The organism is Actinoplanes sp. CA-030573, assembly GCF_050951115.1.
Taxonomy (GTDB): Bacteria; Actinomycetota; Actinomycetes; order Mycobacteriales; family Micromonosporaceae; genus Actinoplanes.
Map to the genome: position 1 here is coordinate 8585348 of NZ_CP192038.1, position 18033 is coordinate 8603380.

At 71.0% G+C, this 18033-nt stretch carries 16 protein-coding genes; 6 read left to right on the plus strand and 10 right to left on the minus strand.

The features are described from left to right. Positions 1-37: 37 nt before the first annotated feature. Positions 38-2173 (minus strand): YhgE/Pip family protein, encoded by a 2136-nt coding sequence (locus tag ACQP2F_RS39615; RefSeq protein ID WP_433296899.1) that lies wholly within the window; start codon positions 2171-2173, stop codon positions 38-40. A 17-nt stretch (positions 2174-2190) separates the two neighbouring features. Then, positions 2191-2829, minus strand: a complete 639-nt coding sequence (locus tag ACQP2F_RS39620; RefSeq protein ID WP_433296901.1) for an ABC transporter ATP-binding protein — start codon at positions 2827-2829, stop codon at positions 2191-2193. A 112-nt stretch (positions 2830-2941) separates the two neighbouring features. Between ACQP2F_RS39620 and ACQP2F_RS39625 the strand changes: the two genes are divergently transcribed. Continuing rightward, complete coding sequence (locus tag ACQP2F_RS39625; protein WP_433296903.1) at positions 2942-3904, plus strand: LLM class F420-dependent oxidoreductase; 963 nt, start codon at positions 2942-2944, stop codon at positions 3902-3904. A 63-nt stretch (positions 3905-3967) separates the two neighbouring features. Here the strand turns inward: ACQP2F_RS39625 and ACQP2F_RS39630 are convergent, their stop codons facing one another. Next, positions 3968-4525, minus strand: a complete 558-nt coding sequence (locus tag ACQP2F_RS39630; RefSeq protein ID WP_433307790.1) for a PadR family transcriptional regulator — start codon at positions 4523-4525, stop codon at positions 3968-3970. 169 nt (positions 4526-4694) lie between these two features. On the opposite strand from ACQP2F_RS39630, the gene ACQP2F_RS39635 reads away from it, so the two are divergent. Continuing rightward, the gene (locus ACQP2F_RS39635; protein ID WP_433296905.1) at positions 4695-5534 is read left to right on the plus strand and encodes a GNAT family N-acetyltransferase; all 840 of its coding nucleotides are present in this window, start codon (positions 4695-4697) and stop codon (positions 5532-5534) included. A gap of 7 nt (positions 5535-5541) precedes the next feature. On the opposite strand, the gene ACQP2F_RS39640 is transcribed toward ACQP2F_RS39635, so the two are convergent. Beyond that, positions 5542-5925, minus strand: coding sequence for a VOC family protein (locus ACQP2F_RS39640; RefSeq protein ID WP_433296907.1), 384 nt, complete (start codon positions 5923-5925; stop codon positions 5542-5544). A 67-nt stretch (positions 5926-5992) separates the two neighbouring features. Here ACQP2F_RS39640 and ACQP2F_RS39645 point away from each other — a divergent pair, with 67 nt between their 5' ends. Beyond that, positions 5993-6346 carry a hypothetical protein gene (locus tag ACQP2F_RS39645; RefSeq protein ID WP_433296909.1) on the plus strand — a complete coding sequence of 118 codons (354 nt, stop codon included), beginning with the start codon at positions 5993-5995 and terminating at the stop codon, positions 6344-6346. Between the two features lie 24 nt (positions 6347-6370). On the opposite strand, the gene ispG is transcribed toward ACQP2F_RS39645, so the two are convergent. The 3 genes from ispG to dxr are packed head-to-tail and all read right to left on the minus strand — an operon-like array spanning position 6371 to position 10006. Continuing rightward, the gene (gene ispG / locus ACQP2F_RS39650) at positions 6371-7543 is read right to left on the minus strand and encodes a flavodoxin-dependent (E)-4-hydroxy-3-methylbut-2-enyl-diphosphate synthase (protein WP_433296911.1); all 1173 of its coding nucleotides are present in this window, start codon (positions 7541-7543) and stop codon (positions 6371-6373) included. Between the two features lie 7 nt (positions 7544-7550). Continuing rightward, positions 7551-8816, minus strand: coding sequence for a M50 family metallopeptidase (locus tag ACQP2F_RS39655; protein WP_433296913.1), 1266 nt, complete (start codon positions 8814-8816; stop codon positions 7551-7553). Further along, complete coding sequence (gene dxr / locus ACQP2F_RS39660) at positions 8816-10006, minus strand: 1-deoxy-D-xylulose-5-phosphate reductoisomerase (protein ID WP_433296915.1); 1191 nt, start codon at positions 10004-10006, stop codon at positions 8816-8818. The genes ACQP2F_RS39655 and dxr overlap by 1 nt, the downstream gene beginning before the upstream one ends. Before the next feature lie 86 nt (positions 10007-10092). On the opposite strand from dxr, the gene ACQP2F_RS39665 reads away from it, so the two are divergent. Together ACQP2F_RS39665 and ACQP2F_RS39670 are read left to right on the plus strand one after the other, a co-directional pair. Beyond that, positions 10093-10878, plus strand: a complete 786-nt coding sequence (locus tag ACQP2F_RS39665) for a YhjD/YihY/BrkB family envelope integrity protein (RefSeq protein WP_433296917.1) — start codon at positions 10093-10095, stop codon at positions 10876-10878. Positions 10879-10915: 37 nt separating this feature from the next. Continuing rightward, a complete protein-coding gene (locus ACQP2F_RS39670; protein WP_433296919.1) occupies positions 10916-12511 on the plus strand; it encodes a phytoene desaturase family protein in 1596 nt (531 codons plus the stop codon). 1129 nt (positions 12512-13640) lie between these two features. Here the strand turns inward: ACQP2F_RS39670 and ACQP2F_RS39675 are convergent. Then, on the minus strand, positions 13641-15197 hold the full coding sequence (locus tag ACQP2F_RS39675) for a Rieske 2Fe-2S domain-containing protein (protein WP_433296921.1): 1557 nt from the start codon (positions 15195-15197) through the stop codon (positions 13641-13643). Between the two features lie 98 nt (positions 15198-15295). Between ACQP2F_RS39675 and ACQP2F_RS39680 the strand changes: the two genes are divergently transcribed. Continuing rightward, complete coding sequence (locus ACQP2F_RS39680) at positions 15296-15529, plus strand: DUF2631 domain-containing protein (RefSeq protein ID WP_433296924.1); 234 nt, start codon at positions 15296-15298, stop codon at positions 15527-15529. Between the two features lie 53 nt (positions 15530-15582). Here the strand turns inward: ACQP2F_RS39680 and ACQP2F_RS39685 are convergent, their stop codons facing one another. Together ACQP2F_RS39685 and rlmN are read right to left on the minus strand one after the other, a co-directional pair. Then, the gene (locus tag ACQP2F_RS39685; protein WP_433296927.1) at positions 15583-16809 is read right to left on the minus strand and encodes a DivIVA domain-containing protein; all 1227 of its coding nucleotides are present in this window, start codon (positions 16807-16809) and stop codon (positions 15583-15585) included. 37 nt (positions 16810-16846) lie between these two features. Then, positions 16847-18022, minus strand: a complete 1176-nt coding sequence (gene rlmN, locus ACQP2F_RS39690) for a 23S rRNA (adenine(2503)-C(2))-methyltransferase RlmN (RefSeq protein WP_433296929.1) — start codon at positions 18020-18022, stop codon at positions 16847-16849. Positions 18023-18033 lie beyond the last annotated feature (11 nt).

The window sequence follows — 18033 nt, forward strand, 5'->3', positions numbered from 1 at the left end:
CGTCCGTTCCTCCGTCACGCCTCCAGTCCATCACATCTCAGATCGCCAGCTCGGGGTGCAGCGCCGACGAGGTGAGGCGCCGGCCCCGGTGGGCGACGACCATGGTCAAGATCAAGGACCCGATCGCGTACGCGAGGAGCGCCGCGACCCCGAGCCAGACCGGTCCCGAGGCGCCGCCGTCGATGGCGTGGCGCGCGGCCTCCACCACGTACGTCATCGGCAGCAGCGGGTGGATCGCCTGGAAGAACCCCGGCGTGGTCTGCACCGGATAGGTGCCGCCGGAGGAGGTCAGCTGGAGCATGAGCAGCGCCAGTGCCACGATCCGCCCGGGCGCCCCGAGCGCGGCCCCGATCAGCTGCATGACCGCCGCGAAGGACGCCGCCGTGAGCATCAGCAGCCCCCAGGTGAGCAGCGGATGCACCGGCGCGAGGCCGAGCCCGAAGCGCACCACCACAAACAGCAGCGTGGCCTGGGTGAGGCCGACCGCGACCGCGGGCAGCAGACCGGCGAGCGCGACCCGGTAGGCGGGCGCGCCGGACATCAGGTACCGGCGGTTGAGCGGGCGCAGCACCATGTAGGTGATCATCGCGCCGACCCAGAGCGCGAGGGCGAGGAAGTAAGGCGCGAAGCCGACGCCGTAGGTTCCGGCCGGGTGCCGCACCGTACGGTCGAGGCCCACCGGGTCGGCCAGGATGTCCGCCCGATGCGAGGGGTCGTCGCCGTAGCTCGGGATCTGCCCGGCGCCGTCGGCCAGCTTGGTGGCCAGCTGGTTGGCGCCGCCCTCGATCTGCCCGAGCCCGTCGGCCAGCCGGTGGCCGCCGGCGGAGAGCGTGGCGAGCCCGCCGTCGAGCTGCCGGGCACCGGTCGCCAGCCGGAAGATGCCGCCCTGCAGGGCCTGAGCACCGTCCTTGGCCTGCGCCGTGCCGGTCTCGAGCCGCTGCGCGCCGGTCGCGAGCTGGTTGAGCCCGGCGCTGAGCTGGTCGACCTTGGCCCGGGCCGCTTCGACGTCGTCGGCCAGATGCGGTGCCGCCTTGGCGACCTCCCGCGCGGTGGCGGCGACCTGCTTCAGCTGGGCCCGCAGGTGGGCGAGATCGGCCGCGTCCACGGTGTGCCGCACCTTCTCGGCCGCGGTGACCAGCCGGGCGGCCAGGGCCTTGGCGTCGGCCAGCCCCGGCGTGTCGGCCGGCAGCCCGTTCAGGTAGTCCTGGAGCTCCTTGGCGTCGTGCACGGCCTGATCGGCGGCGGTGTCGATGGCCCCGATGTTGGCCGCGAGCGTGTCCGCGCCCCGGGCCACGAGTCCGGCCGCGTCGGCAATGGACTGGGCGTTGTCCCGCAGCACGGGCACGACCTTGTCGGCCGCGCCGTCGACGGCGGTCGCCAGCTGCTTGCCGCCGGCCGCCGCCTGCGCGGTCCCGGTCGCCAGCTGCTCGGCGCCGGCGTTCAGCCGGGTCAGCCCGTCGACCAGGTCGCTCGCGCCCTGACCGGCCGTGCCCAGCCCGCTCGCGAGCTGCCCGGCGCCGGCGTGCGCGTCGTCGATCCCGCCCGCGAGCCGCCCCGCGCCGCCCTTCGCCTCGCCGATCTTCTCGTCCAGCGTGGCGGCGCCGTCGGCCGCCTTCTGGGTCTGGGCCTTGAGGTCGGTGAACCCGATCAGCATCTTGTCGTAGTAGCCGGCCGAGGCGCTGCTCGCCGCGGCCGACCGCACCTCGTCGAACGCGGTCCGGGCGAAGACACCGCTGAGATAGTTGGTGGCGTCGTCGCTGACCGCCCGCAGCTGCCCCTTCTCCGGCGCCGCCGCGTCGTCGGGCGCGGTGACCAGGTCGGCCGAGAAGTCGCTCGGGATGCGCAGCAGAATCTGGTACCTGCCGCTCTCCAGCCCCTGCTCGGCGGCCCGCTCGTCGGTGACGTGCCAGTCGAAGACCTGCCGCCGGATGAGCTCGTCGGCGAGATCCTGCCCGGCGTGCACCCTGGTGCCGTCGGTGGCGGTGGCCGCCCGGTCCTCGACGACGAGCGCCGCCGGGATGTGGTTGAGCCGCCCGTAGGGGTCCCAGAACGCATACAGGTACAGCGCGCCGTACAGCAACGGCACGACGGCCAGCACGGCCAGGGCCGCCGCCGTCAGCCGGCTCCGCATGAAGCGCTTGAGCTCCATCCCGGCCAGGGTCAATGTCGACATTCCGGTCATCTTTCTCATCATTCCGACTCCTCGTCGCTGCCGTCCTCTTCGGACACCTCTGTCTCGCCCGGCGACGCCGGCGCGTCGGCGCCCAGGCGGATCACCGTCGTGACGGCGGCGGGGTCGATCTCGCGGACCGTGAGCAGCACCGCCGTTCCCCCGGCCGCGATCTCGGTCAGCATGGCCAGCAGCTCGGCCTGCTCCCGCGCGTCGAGACCGGCGTCGAGACCGTCGAGCGCGATCACGGCCGGCTCCTCGAGCATCGCCAGAACCAGGCCCAGGACCTGTTTCGCGTACGGGGAAAGGTCGCGCCCTTGAACCTTGGGGTCGAGGCCTCGGAGGTCGACGTCGCGCGCCTCGCGACGGTCGCGCCCGAGCAGAGCCAGTCGCTCGCGGATGTGCTCGGTGACGGTGAAGACCGGCTCGACGTCGGACACCCCGGGCACGTAGCCCAGCGCCGGCCGCCCATCGACCGTCACCGTTCCGGACGAGAGCCGGAACCGCCGCGCCAGCGCAAGCAGCGTCGTAGTGCGGCCACTGCCGGGCGCACCGGCCACCGCGACCAGCTCGCCCGGCTCGATCGTCACGTCGAGATCGCGGAAGAGCCAGCGGCGTCGCTGGCGGACCCCCGCACCGCGAGCGGTGAGCACCGGCATGATGACACTCCTTTTTAAACTGACCAGTCAGTCTAAAAACATACCCGGGAAGGGGCGTATTCCACACCGGCGGTGGTGGACCTCACTGGCCGCGACGGGCAGGATCAAGCGCATGTCGATGCGATGGGGCATGACCGTTCCGCTCGGTGGCGTGCCGCTGGCCGACCACAAGGCCGTCTACGAGGCGCTGGCCGAGGCCGGCTTCACCGATCTGTGGTCGTCCGAGGTGGCCGGCACCGACGCCTTCACGCCGCTCGCGATGGCCGCCGCCTGGACCCCGTCGATGCGCCTCGGCACCGCCATCACGCCGGTCTTCACCCGGGGCCCGGGCCTGCTCGCGATGAGTGCGGCCGCTCTCGCCGAGGCCGCGCCGGGCCGTTTCCAGCTCGGCATCGGCGCGTCGTCACCGGTCGTGGTCGGCGACTGGAACGCCGTGGACTTCTCCGAGCCGTACGCCCGCAGCCGCGACATGCTCCGGTTCCTGAAGAGCGCGCTCGCCGGCGAGACGGTCGACCACGACTTCGGCACGTTCGCGCTGCGCCGGTTCCGCCTCGAGCGCCCGCCCGCGACCGCGCCGCAGGTGCTGCTGGCCGCACTGCGCCCGGGCATGCTCCGGCTGGCCGCCGCCGAGGCCGACGGCGTGATCCTGAACTGGCTCTCCCCCGGCGACGTCGGGACCGCGCTCGCCGAGACCAAGGCCGCCGGCGCCGGCTTCGAGGTCGCGGCGCGCATCTTCGTCTGCCCGACGGACGACGCCGCGTACGCCCGCTCGGTCGGCCGCCGCCTGATCGCCGCCTACCTGACCGTCCCTGCCTACGCCGCGTTCCACCGCTGGCTCGGCCGCGAGGAGACGCTGACGCCGATGTGGCAGGCCTGGGCCGCGGGCGACCGCAAGGGCGCGCTGGCCGCCATCCCGGACCAGGTGGTCGACGATCTGATCGTGCACGGTTCGCCGGCCGAGTGCCGGGCGAAGGTCGCGGCTTACGCGGCCGCCGGGGTGACCGTTCCGGTGATGGCCCTGCTCCCCACGCCGGCGCCGTTCACGCTGGACACGCTGACCGCGCTGGGCCGCTGAGACGGCGAAAGGCGCACCCCCGTGGGATGCGCCTTTCGCCTTACCTGGTGGTCACGCGTTGCCTTACTCGCTGTCGGCCAGGATCGCGTAGAGCTTGCGCTTGGTCTCGTTGAGCACCTCGAGCGCCTTCTGCCGCTGCTCCGGCGTGCCGCTGAAGCCGACCTGCTTGAGCGCGCTCATGATGCCGACCGCCGCGTCGCGGAAATCCTGCACCTGCGACATCGTGTCGTCGCCGATCGAGGCCCACGGCGGGTTCTGCGCCGCGGTCTCGGCCTCGGCCCGGCCGGCGTCGGTGAGGTGGTAGCTCTTGCGGCCACCCTCCGCCTCGGCCTCGATGAGCCCTTCGTCCTCCAGGAGCTGGAGGGTCGGGTAGACCGAGCCGGGGCTCGGCCGCCAGATGCCGTTGGTGCGGGAGTCGAGCTCCTGGATCATCTCGTAGCCGTGCATCGGCCGCTCGAGCAGCAGCGCGAGCACCGCGGGCCGCACGTTGAGACGGCTGCCGCGGCCTCCGCGGCGTTGCCCTCGCGGGCCGCCGGGACCGAATGGACCGCCCGGGCCCCAGCCGCCGGGGCCGAACTCGTGACCGCCGAACGGGAAGCCGGGACCGAAACCGCCGCGCATGCGACGCCCGCCGTGGAAGGGGTGACCCTCAGTGGTGAATCTCATGACTATCTCCAATCTGTCGTCGATAGTTTGACGATATATCGGCAATGCATCGGGCGCAAGGGTTTCTCGAAGAGAGGCGGTTGCGGCGCGTGTCAGCCGCTCCCGATCTGGCAATGTGATACCTGTGCTGACGGTGCCCATTCGCCAGCTCGGGGAGTCCGAGCGCGCAACGGTCGAGCGGATCCTCGACCGCGATCCCTACGCGGGCGCACAGATCGCGGAGCGGGTCGCCGCCCACGGCCTGAACTGGTGGCGTTCCGACGGCCGCATCTTCGGCTACGGCGCCGGCCGCCGGGTCGAGTCGATCATCTGGTCGGGCGCCCACCTGGTCCCGGTCGGCACGACACCCACGGCCACCGCCGCCTTCGCCGACATGCTCGGCAGCGAGGCCCGCATCTGCTCCTCGATCATCGGCCGGTCCGACCAGGTGCTCGACCTCTGGGACCGCCTCGGCGGATATTGGGGCCGCGCCCGTGACGTGCGGCCGAACCAGCCGCTGCTGGTGGCCGACCGGGATCCCGAGATCACCCCCGACCCCGACGTGCGGCTGGTCCGCCCGAGCGAGGTCGACCAGCTGTTCCCGGCGGCGGTCGCGATGTACTCCGAGGAGGTCGGCGTCTCCCCGCTGCTCGACGACGGCGGCCGCGGCTACCGGCGGCGGATCGCGGAGCTGGTCAAGGGCAAGCGCGCGTACGCCCGCTTCATCGGCGACCGGGTCATCTTCAAGGCCGAGCTGGCGATCGTCACCCGCCGCACGACGCAGGTCCAGGGCGTGTGGGTCGACCCCGAGTTCCGCGGGCGGGGCCTGGCCGCGCCGGCGATGGCCGCGGTCGTGCGGGACGCCCTGCGCCGGGTGTCCCCGACGGTGAGCCTCTACGTGAACGACTACAACACCCCGGCGCGGCGGGTCTACGCCCGGTGCGGCTTCGTGTCGGCCGGCTCGTTCGCGACCGTCCTGTTCTGACGCCCGATCAGCCGTCGTCGCGGACCAGGCAGAACGGGTGGCCCGCCGGGTCGAAGAGCACTCGCACGTTGTCCTGTGGCTGATGCGCGGCCACCGTCGCGCCGAGCGCGACCGCCTCGGCCACCGCCGACTCGAGGTCGCCAACCTGGAAGTCGAAGTGCGTCATCGGCCGCTGCGAGCCCGGCACCGGCGGCCAGACCGGCGGCTCGTAGCCCTCGGCCTGTTGGAAGACCAGGAAGCTCGCCCCGCCCGGCACCGCCACGATCGCGGTGCCCGGCTCCTCGTGGCCGATCGGCCAGTCGAGCAGCTCCGAGTAGAACCGCGCCAGCGCGCCCGGGTCCGGAGACTCGATCGCCGCGCCCCACCACATGCCGCTCGCCCTTGATCGCATCACGCCAGCGTGCCAGAGAACGAAACGATTACGAAGAGGAGTCGCACAGCTCTGTCACCCTGTCGGCATGACGACGGAGACCGGGCGACTTCTGCACCAGGATGAGCAAGCGATCGTCACGACCCTGCTCAACCTGCATCGTCCGGCGGCCGACTGGCTGCTGCCGCAGATACCCGATCTGCGGGTCGTCGGCGGCTGTTCCTGCGGGTGCCCGACCGTCGACTTCCGGGACGACGCGGACGGGCTCGAGCTGATCGCCGACGCGCGGGTGGCCGGCACCGACGGCGACGCGATCTTCCTGTTCGGGCACGACGGCGTGATCGACCGCCTGGAGTACATGTGGATCGGCGGCCCGCCGCCGGCCGCCTGGCCGACGCCGGAGGCCCTGATGGACCCCCGGTCGTCCAGGCGTATTTCGTGAAGTTGCGCCCGCGGTTACGCAGCGTCAGTGCACGGTCACCTGCGGGCCGGGAAGCAGCTCGCGCAGCTCGTCGGGCAGGTCGGCGCCCATCTCGTCGGCCAGCCGCAGGGCCTCCTCGACCAGGGTCTCCACAATGATCGACTCGGGGACGGTCTTGATGACCTGGCCCTTCACGAAGATCTGGCCCTTGCCGTTGCCGGAGGCGACGCCGAGGTCGGCCTCGCGAGCCTCGCCGGGACCGTTCACGACGCAGCCCATGACCGCCACCCGCAGCGGCACCGGGAAGCCGTCGAGCGCGGCGGTGACCTGCTCGGCCAGCGTGTAGACGTCGACCTGGGCACGGCCGCAGGACGGACAGGAGACGATCTCGAGCCCGCGCTCGCGCAGGCCCAGCGACTCGAGGATCGCGTTGCCGACCTTGATCTCCTCGACCGGCGGGGCCGACAGCGACACCCGGATCGTGTCGCCGATGCCCTCGGCCAGCAGCGCGCCGAAGGCGACCGAGCTCTTGATCGTGCCCTGGAACGCCGGGCCGGCCTCGGTGACGCCGAGGTGCAGCGGGTAGTCACACTGCTCGGCGAGCTGCCGGTACGCCCGGATCATGACAACCGGGTCGTTGTGCTTCACCGAGATCTTGATGTCGCGGAAGCCGTGCTCCTCGAACAGCGAGCACTCCCAGAGCGCCGACTCGACCAGGGCCTCGGCCGTGGCCTTGCCGTACTTCTCGAGCAGGCGCTTGTCCAGGCTGCCCGCGTTGACGCCGATACGGATCGGGATGCCGGCGTCGGAGGCCGCCTTGGCGATCTCCTTGACCTTGTCGTCGAACTGGCGGATGTTGCCCGGGTTGACCCGGACCGCCGCGCAGCCGGCGTCGATCGCCGCGAACACGTACTTGGGCTGGAAGTGGATGTCGGCGATCACCGGGATCTGCGACTTCTTGGCGATCGCGGGCAGGGCCTCGACGTCGTCCTGCGACGGCACGGCGACCCGGACGATCTGGCAGCCGGAGGCGGTGAGCTCGGCGATCTGCTGAAGCGTCGCGTTCACGTCGGAGGTGAGGGTGGTCGTCATCGACTGCACGCTGATCGGCGCGCCGCCGCCGACCGGCACGTTGCCCACCATGATCTGGCGGCTGTGCCGCCGGGGCGCGAGCGGCGGCGGGGGCACGGCCGGCATACCGAGACTGACAGCGGTCACTTTCGCATCACCTGTTGAAGATCTGGATCGGGTTGACGATATCGGCGGTGACGGTCAGCAGGGTGAACGCGCCACCGATCAGAATCACCGCGTACGTGATCGGCATGAGCTTGTAGTAGTCGACGCGACCCGGGTCGGGCCGGCGCAGCCGAGCATAGAGCCACGAGCGGACCCGTTCGAACCAGGCGATCGCGATGTGCCCGCCGTCCAGCGGCAGCAGCGGCAGCAGGTTGAAGATGCCGATGAAGACGTTCAGCGTGATGAAGATGTTGAGGAACAGCTCGGGCACGCCGTGCTCGATCGCCTCGCCGCCGAGCCGGCTCGCGCCGACCACGCTGATCGGGGTGTCCGGGTCGCGCTCGCTGCCGGTCAGCGAGTGCCAGAGGGCGGGCACCTTCTCCGGGATGCGGCCGAGCGACTTGAACGTGTTCTCGACGATGAACCAGCCATAGCCGAAGGTGGCCGGCACCGCCGACCCCACGTTGTACTTGATCGTGGTCGGGACTCCGACGTCGTCCCAGCCGAGCGCGGCCACCGAGACCTTGGCGACCGGGGCGCTGTCGTCGGTGAGCGGCTTGCGGTCGGCGGTGATCAGGTCGACCTCGGCGGTCTTGGTGACGCCGTCCCGCACGTACTCGAAGGTGACCTTGCCCGGCGGTGTCGCCCGGATGGCGTTGGTGAGGTCGCCGTAGGTGGCGATCGGAGTGGTGCCGACCTTGGTGATCAGGTCGCCGTTGCGGATGCCGGCCGCGTACGCCGGACCGGCCACGCCGCCGTCCTGGCCGACGGTGCAGGTCTGGGCGGTCGCCGGGATGCTGACCCAGGTGCAGTCCGAGACCGTCACGTACGGCTTCTGCTTGGCCTCGTCTGCGTTCGTCGTCGGGTAATGCGTGTTGGGCAGGCCGAGCGTGAACGCCACCACCCAGGCCGCGGCCAGCGCGAGCAGGAAGTGGGTGATCGAGCCGGCGGACATCACGATCGTCCGCTTCCAGACCGGGAACCGCCACATCGCCCGCGGCTGGTCGGCCGGCTCGACGTCGTCGTCCTGCGGCGTCATGCCGACGATCTTGCAGAAGCCGCCGAGCGGGATGGCCTTGAGGCCGTACTCGGTCTCGCCGCGGCGGAACGAGAAGATCGTCGGGCCGAAGCCGACGAAGTACCGGGTGACCTTCATGCCGAAGCGCTTGGCGGTGATCATGTGGCCCGCCTCGTGCAGGCTCACGGAGATCAGAATGGTAAGCGCGAAACCGGCCACTCCCAGCCAGTAAAGCATCAGGCTCCTTCAGCGATCATCTGCTGTGCCTGGGCACGGGCCCACGCCTCCGCGGCTAGCACTTCCTCGACGGTACCCGGCTCGGCAAACTCCGGAGCCGATGCGAGAACCCGCTCCAGAGTGTCGACGATGCCCAGAAAAGGTAGCCGACCGGCGACGAACGCGGCCACACACTCTTCGTTGGCGGCGTTGTAGATGGCCGGGCGGCAGCGACCGGTCCGGCCCGCTTCCTTCGCCAGGCGTACGGCCGGGAACGCCTCCTCGTCGAGCGGGCGCAGCTCCCAGTTGTGGGCCTCGCGCCAGTTCACCGCGCTCGCCGCGCCCCGGATGCGGTCCGGCCAGCCCAGCGCGAGCGCGATCGGCAGGCGCATGTCGGGCGGGCTGGCCTGGGCCAACGTCGAGCCGTCGGCGAACTCGACCATCGAGTGGATCACCGACTGCGGGTGGACCATGACCTCGATGTCGTCGTACGCGACGCCGAAGAGCTCGTGCGCCTCGATCACCTCGAGCCCCTTGTTGACCATGGTGGCCGTGTTGATCGTGACGACCGGGCCCATGTCCCAGGTCGGGTGCTTCAGCGCGTCGTCGACCGTGACGCTGGTCAGCTCCTCCCGCCGCCGGCCGCGGAAGGCGCCTCCGCTCGCGGTCAGGATGAGCTTCGTCACCTCGGCCGCGGCGCCGCCGCGCAGGCACTGGGCCAGCGCCGAGTGCTCGGAGTCGACCGGGACGATCTGCCCCGGCTTGGCGATCCGGTGGACCAGCGGCCCGCCGGCCACCAGCGACTCCTTGTTCGCCAGCGCGAGGATCCGGCCGGACTCGAGTGCGGCCAGCGTCGGTGCCAGGCCCAGGCTGCCGACCACCCCGTTGAGCACCACGTCGCACGGCACGCGGGCGAGCTCGGTCATCGCGTCCGGCCCCGCCACGATCTTGGGAATGCGGAAGCCGCCGGTGGCGTACCCCCGCTTCTGCGCCTCGGCGTAGAAGGCGAGCTGGAGGTCCTGGACGACGCTGGCCCTCGCCACGCCGACCACCTCGGCGCCGAGCTCGAGCGCCTGGGCGGCGAGCAGCTCGACGTTCCCGCCGCCGGCGCCGAGGGCGACCACCCGGAAGCGGTCGGGGTTGCGCCGGACGATGTCGATGGCCTGGGTGCCGATGGAACCGGTCGAGCCGAGCAGAACGAGGTCGCGCATGGCGCCAATCTTCCCGGACGCGTTCTGGGTATAGGGAACCGGTGGAGCTGTTTCGGTCGCTGTTTCGTTCGCTTCGAGGTCGGGACGTGGCACTGCGCGCGGCCGCGGTCACCTTCTACGGTGGGATCGCGGTGGTGCCGATCGCGCTGCTGGCGATCTGGGTGACCGGCCGGGTGGCGGGCGCGGACCGGGTCCGGCGGCTGACCGGCCACACGATCGCGGCGCTGCCGTCGGAGATCGGCGCGCCGCACGCCCTGGCCGCCCTGATCGACGCGGGCCTGCGTCTGACGCCGGTCTTCGCGCTGGCCAGCCTGCTGCCGGCGACGTTCTACGGCGAAGGCCTGCGGCGGGCCTTCGTCTCGCTGCGCGAGCCGGAGATCAAGGACACCGCGGTGGGCTGGAAGGGCCGGTTGCTCTGGTTGCCGGCCCTGGCCGCGGCGCCGGCGTTGCTGCTGGCGATGTTCCTCGCGCTTCCGGTGACAAGTTCCCTGTGGGTACGCGGCGGGTGGCACGCGATCCTCGGCGTGGTCCTGTCGTTCCTGGCCTGCTGGTTGCTGCTCACGCCGGTGGTCATCTGGGTCTACCGGTACGTGGCGCCCGGCCGCCCCGCCTGGCTCCCGGCGATCGTGATCGGCTCCTTCACGGCCGCCAACCTGTCCGGCTTCCTGCACGGCTTCGTGCTGTTCTGCTCGCTGCCGCTCGACCTGGGCGCTCCGTTCGGCGGCTTCGACCAGATCGGCGGCGTGGTGGCGGTGGGGCTGTGGCTGTACCTGTTGCACGTGATCCTGCTGGCCGGCTACGCCGCGACGCGCTACTGGTCCGAGCACGGTTCCTTAGTGAATCTGCGCTGGAATTCGCGTACGAAACGCTGAAGCGGACACTCATTTCCGCGCGCTACGCTCGCACGTCATGACCCCCATCCCCGCCCGCACCGACGTCGTGATTGTCGGCGCCGGTCACAACGGTCTCGTCTCCGCGATTCTGCTGGCACGGGCCGGGCTCGACGTCGTCGTGCTCGAGTCCGCGAGCGTGCTGGGCGGGGCGACCCGCACCGAGCGGCCGTTCGCCAAGGTCCCCGGCCTCGGCCAGTCCACCGGCTCCTACCTGTTGGGCCTGATGCCGCCCGAGCTGCTGCGCACGCTCGACGTCGACATCCCGGTCCTGCGCCGCGATCCGCACTATTTCCTGCCCACCCCCGGGCCGGCCGGTTCGCCGTACCTTCTCTTCGGCCGCGACCAGGCCGCCACCCGCGCCCAGCTCGAGCGCTTCTTCTCCCCTCGCGACATCGCCGCCGACGAGCAGATGGCCGTGGAGATCGCGGCGCTGCGAGCCGACCTGGCGCCGGCCTGGCTCGAGGAGCCCGGCACGGTCGAGGAGATCGCCGACCGGCACATCCGCCCCCAGCTCCAGAGCACGTTCATCGACCTGGTGCGCGGCTCGGTCGCCGACTATCTGGCCCGGTTCGGCTTCAAGAGCGAACTGCTGATGAGCATGTACGCGGTGACCGACGGCCTCTCCGGGCTGAACGCCGGCCCCGACGACCCCGGCACCGGCCACAACTTCCTGGTGCACAACATGTGCCGCCTGCCCGGCGCCGACGGCACGTGGATGATCGCCCAGGGCGGCATGGGCACGGTCTCCCGCACGTTCGCCGAGGCGGCCCGCGCGGCCGGCGCTCAGCTGTTCACCGACGCCGAGGTCACCGCCGTGACCATGGACGGGGGCGCGGCCGGCGGCGTCGTGCTGGCCGACGGCCGCACGCTGTCGGCCCGCGTCGTCCTCGGGGCCTGTGACCCGTACGAGCTGATGAGCCTGGTCCCTTCCGGCGTCCTTCCGGCCGAGCTCACGACGCGCATGGCGGCGGTCAAGCGCCCCGGCACCACGCTGAAGCTCAACCTCGCGCTGCGCGACCTGCCACGCTTCTCCTGCCTGCCGCCCGGCGCGGCGTCCCCGTTCGGCTCGACGATCCACCTGCTGCCCGGTTCCGCCGGCCTGGCCGGCGCGGGCGACCGCGAGTCCCCCATGGCGGCCCTGCGCGCCATGTGGGCCGAGGTCCAGGCCGGCCGGCTCCCGGCCGAGCCCACCATCGAGTGGTACGTGCACACCACGGTCGACCCGTCCCTGCAGGACGAGGCCGGCCACCACTCGTCGGCCCTGTTCGTGCAGTCGGTCCCCTACGAGCTGACCGGCACCACCTGGGACGAGGCACTCCCCGGCTACGTCCAGCAGCTGCTGGCGATCTGCGACCGCTACGCGCCCGGCACGTCCGACCTGGTGGCCGACATGATGCCGCTGACCCCGCCCGGAATCGAGAAGCACTTCGGCATCACCGGCGGCCACATCCACCACGTCGACAACACGGTCGCCTTCAACGAGCGAATGCCGTACTTCACCGGCGTAGACGGGTTGTACGCAGGCTCCGCCGGCACCCACCCGGCGGGCTCGGTGATCGGCGCCGCCGGGCACAACGTGGCCAAGCGAATCCTCGCCGACCTGGGTAAGTAGTCAGCCCGACACCGGCTTCGCGGCCGCTGCTCCGCGCGGGGCAGCGGCCGCGTTCCCGTTCCTTCCCGGCGTCTCCCCGATGAGGGTCACGCTCGGGTCATAGCCGCGGTCCCGCAGGATGGCGGCCGCTCGCGTTCTGCTTGGCGGTCGTCGCTTGCCGCGGTGACGGCAGCGTTCATGGCGGGCTCCCCGCCGGACATGACGGACGCGCGGGTGCGTTCATCGCCGTCGCGGGCCGATCACGATTGACGCGGCACCATTCATCACCATCGCCCCGTCAAGATGGGAGCCGCTCGCGCGCGTTCAACCGTCGCCGCCTTCCCTGGGCCCCCTGAACCGCCCGACCCGCCCCCTCCCCCGCCCCAATTGGGTGGGCCGACGCTACGGGTCGGGTACGACATTTCCTGCGCGCCGTGCACAGGCCGATGACTTCGTCGCTGCCCCACCCCGAGGCCGGCGGCATGTCGGTCGGCCTCGGCATTTCGGCACAGACGTGCCGGACGGTCGGGCGCGCCGAAGTAAGCGATGAAGAGTTCGTGCGTGCTGGGCGCAGGATTTCTACAAGATCTGGCCCGGGCGGTCGACAAAACGATCTAAACAGGGCACGGCGGGGGCTGCGAATGAGGCGCGCAGACTCAACGGCGCGAGCGCTTAGCGGACGCGGGCAAACTCAACGGCGCGAGCGCTCGGCGGACGCGGGCTAGCTCAACGACGCGGGGGAGAGAGCGGCGGGCGCAAGCGAACTCAATCGGCGCGGGCAAGATCGGGCGACCCGAGAGAACTCCGGCCGACACGATGAGCGGGCTCGGCCGGCGGGAACCGACTGGAGCGGACGCGGCTGGACACGCGCGGGCTCGGCCGACGGGAACCGACGGGAGCGGACGCGGCTGGACACGCGCGGGCTCGGCCGACGGGAACCGACGGGAGCGGACGCGGCTGGACACGCGCGGGCTCGGCCGCAGCGTGCGGGTGCGGCCGCCGAGGAAGTGGGGGTCAGCGTGACCACTCACGCACGTCGCCCGGGTGGGGTGAGCGGTTTGGGCGCGCCGGCGCCCTGCTCGGCCCGGCCGGGTCCCGGCGGGAGCGACGGTCTGTACCCACCACCCGGGCACGACATGATGAATTTGATCTAGGGGTTGGTCTTCTCCGCGCGGATCTTGTGGCCCACGCTGGTCAGGCAGCGGCCGCTCGGGAGGTCGAACTTCCAGCCGTGCAGCTGGCAGGTGAGCGTGTTGCCCTCGACGATGCCGAAACGGCTCAGGTCGGCCTTGAGGTGGGGGCAGCGGCGCTGGACGGTCCAGTCGCCCAGGTGCGTGTCCTCGGCCTCGACCGCCTTCTCGTGCTCGTCGTACCAGCCCTCGGCGTATTGCAGGCGCTCCTCGCTGAGGCACTTGAAGAACGCGTAGACGAACTCGTTGTACTGGCCGATGCGGGCGGCGGAGAAGCGGCAGGAGAGGAACAGGCTGTTGACCCAGTCGCCCTCGTCGAGGTGGATCAGGTGCTCGACCAGGGCGCGGCCGGTCTTGAAGCGGTAGCGGACCTTCTCGTCGGCGTAGGGGCGGACCTGCTTGCCGGGGAAGTCGACGACGATGGACTCGATGATGTTGCCGGTCGGGCCGTCGGTGTCGGTGAAGTCGAAGCGGACCGGGCCGCCGACGCCCTGCGCCATGTAGATCGACTCTTCGAGCAGGGGCTCGATGCGCTTCTTGAGCTCACCCAGCACGTCGATCTCGGGGTGGCGCCAGGACGCCTTCTCGGCCGCGATGATCGGGGCCTTGCGGGAGCGCATCTCCTCGAGGTGCTGCATCTTGTTGGCGAAGAACTCGTCGACGTCGACCGGGTGCGTCGTCGTGGCGCCCGACTCCGACAATTCGGTTATTGACCCCGGAAGAAGAACAATCCCGTTATTTCCACCGACGGCGGCGTACTCCCGCATGAAGACCGACTGATCGGGGAAGATGTTGCCCTCGTCGCCGAAGATGTCGTTGAACTTCCACAGGTCGTCGTCGAGGAAGCAGGGCGGGCCGGCGATCGGGAAGACGTGGTCGGCCTTCAGATCATCGATATAGCGCCACGTACGGTCGAACTGCCGATCCCGCTTCTGCTTGCCGAACGCGGTCTTGGCACTCTCCGGCAGCTCGTAGACCATCGGATACCAGATCGCGCCGGAGAACTGCAGCATGTGCCCGTGCACGTGGCCGAGCTCGGCGAACGTGGTGAGGTCAGTGGGGCGCGCGTCGTTCTGGTTGAGCAGGCGGACGCCCTCGTGCTCGACCCACAGCGAGGAGTCGCCGATCGGGCCGTCGGTGGGGCTGATCAGGGCCTGGATCATGATCTTCAGGCCGCCGTCGAGCTCGTGCACCTCGTTCGACCGCGTCTTCAGGAACTTGGTGAAGCCGAGCTCGCGCAGCTCGTCCTCGAGCTGTGAGGTGGGGTACTCCGGGAGCAGCACGGTCGCCTTCTTGCTGACGAACCGCGACAGGTGGGCCGCGTCGAAGTGGTCGCGGTGCAGGTGGGAGACGTAGAGGTAGTCGACGTCGCCGAGCGTCTCCCAGTCGAGCAGGGAGTTGTCGGGGAACGGGAACCACGAGGCGAAATAGGCGGGGTTGACCCACGGGTCGCACAGAATGCTGCCGGCGGACGTGTCGATCCGCATGCTGGCATGGCCGGTGCCCGTGATCCGCACTGGTCTCCTCCTCCACCTTGGGTCCTGACGGCATCGAAGGTACCCGGTCGTGCGAGACTTGACCGTACTGGGATCGCCTGCGAGGAAGGACATTCGGCGTGTCTGCGGAACAAGACCCGGTCTACGCTCCCGACCAGCTCAAGCCGGGCAACCGGAAGCTGGCGCGACTCGGGGCGCTCGGCACTGCGGTGATCATGCTCATGTTCTTCTGGGGCAACCACGAGGGCAACACCGAGAACATCTACCTCGTCGTCTTCGCCGTCGGCCTGATCGCCGCCGTCATCATCGACGTCGTGCTGCGGCGGAACGGGCTCAAGCCGAACGACCAGTAGTCATCGGTCAGTCACCGGATACGAAAAAGGCCCGCTTCGCAGCGGGCCTTTTCTCATCGGTGTCTCAGCAGGATGTCCTTGACCTCGCGCAGGGCGGCGTCGACCTCGGCCTCGAAGTAGCCACCCGGGACCAGCCCGAACTGCAGCATGTCGAGCTCGTTCTCCGGCACCGGCATCGGGCCACGACCGGTCATCGCCTGCAGGATGCCCTCGAAGAGGCGGTCGACCTGCATCGGGTCGTAGCCGCTGCCGAAGCGGCGCACCTGGAACGTGCGGCGCAGCTGGTCGACGCGGTAGAGCTCGCCGCCGGGCTCGCCTATCGGCGGGGGCAGCTGCGGCTGGGCGCCGTAACCGCCGCCGCCGGACATCGGCGGGCCGCTCATCGGCGCGCCGCCGTAGCCACCGCGCGGGTCGGGCTCGCCGTAACCGCCACGGGGGTCGGGCTCGCCGTAGCCGCCGCGCGGATCCGAGTCGCGCTGCGGCATGCGGATCTCGGCGGTCATGTCGGCCTTGCCGTGCCGCCCGGCCTCGAAGCCGTCGAAGCCGCCGGTGTCGTAGCCGCTCGGGTCGTAGCCCGGGGGCGGGCCCTGGCGCTGCGGAAGCTGCTGCTGCGAGGGCTGCTGCCCGTACGACGTGGGCTCGTCGTAGCCGCGGCCGTACGGGTCGCCGCCACCACCGGAGATCGGACCGCGGGGCGGCATCTGCTGGGGCTGCATCCGGTCCTCGCGGATCGGGGCGGGGAGGCGCTCGGTCGGCGGGGCCATCCGGCCGGCCATGCCGCCGCCGGTCATCCCGGCACCCGTCATGCCACTGCCGGTCATCCCACCGCCGGTCATGCCGCCACCGGTCATGCCGCCACCGGTCATGCCGCCACCGGTCATGTCGCCGCGCGGGCCGCCCATGCCGCCGCCGGGGCCGCCCATGCCGGCGCCGGCCATCCCGGCCGCGCCCCGGCCGGCGAGGCCGCCGCCGGTGGTCGTGCTGAGGCCGCCACGCAGGGAGTCACGCATCGGGTCCGGCGCCGGGGGCCGGCCGCCACGGTCCTCGAGCTCGGCCAGCTGCCGCTCCACCCGGTCGAGGTGCAGGTCGACCTGCCACTCGTCGTAGCCGCCGAAGCGCACCCGGAAGACGACGTCGTGCACCTCCTGGGCGCCGACCGGCGGGCCGACCGACTCGCCGGCCAGGGTCGCCTCGACCCGGTCGAGGAAGCTGTCGACCTCGTCGACCTTGTAGCCGCGCCGCAGCGCACGCCGCCGGAAACGCTGCCCCTGACTCGTCACAACGTCTCCCACTCCGCTCGCTGGGACCTGCGCCCAGTCACTGTGCCACCTCCGCGTCAGCGGCGCCCCCAGCGCCCGCCTCCGTGAGCTCACCCGCGGCCAGCTGGCCGCACGCTCCGTCGATCTCCCGTCCCCGGGTGTCGCGGACCGTCGTCGCCACACCTGCCTCGCGCAGGCGGCGCACGAACTCGCGCTCGACCGGTTTGGGACTGGCATCCCACTTGCTGCCCGGAGTCGGGTTCAGCGGGATCAGATTCACATGCGCCAGCTTGCCGTGCAGAAGCTTGCCGAGCAGATCGGCACGCCAGGGCTGGTCGTTTACGTCCCTGATCAGGGCGTACTCGATCGAGACCCGGCGTCCGGTCTGCGCCGCGTAGTCGAACGCGGCATCGAGCACCTCGGCCACCTTCCAACGCTGGTTGACGGGCACTAGCTCATCGCGCAGATCATCATCGGGGGCATGCAGGGACAGCGCAAGGGTCACGGACAGCTCTTCCGCGATCAACCGGCGCATTGCGGGCACGAGACCCACGGTCGAGACGGTTATGTGCCGTTGCGAAAGTCCCAGACCCTCGGGAGCGGGTGCGGTGAGCCGGCGCACGGCCTCGATGACCCGGGGGTAGTTGGCCAGCGGCTCGCCCATGCCCATGAAGACGACCCGGGACAGCCGCGGCGGTGAGCCGGTGACCGCGCCGCTCGCCGCCACGCCGGCCAGATAGACCACCTGGTCGACGATCTCGGCGATCGAGAGGTTACGGGTGAGGCCCTGCTGGCCGGTGGCGCAGAACGGGCAGGCCATGCCGCAGCCGGCCTGGCTCGAGATGCAGGCGGTCACCCGGTCGGGATAGCCCATCAGCACGCTCTCGACCAGCGCGCCGTCGTGCAGCCGCCACAGCGTCTTGCGGGTGGCGCCGTCGTCGCAGGCCAGCTCGCGCACCGGGGTCAGCAGCGTGGGCAGCAGGTCGCCGGTCAGCCGCTCGCGCGAGGCGGCGGGCAGATCGGTCATCGCGTCGATATCGCGGACCAGGCGGCCGAAGTAGTGCGTCGAGAGCTGCTTGGCGCGGAACGCCGGCTCGCCGAGGGTGGTCACGGCCGCCTTGCGGGCCGCGAGGTCGAGGTCGGCGAGGTGCCGCGGAGGCATGGCCGGGCGACGGCGCGTGGCGACCGCGTCGGGCTGATCGGGGCTGGTCGGGATGACCGGAAGAATCGTCATGGCGTATCCAG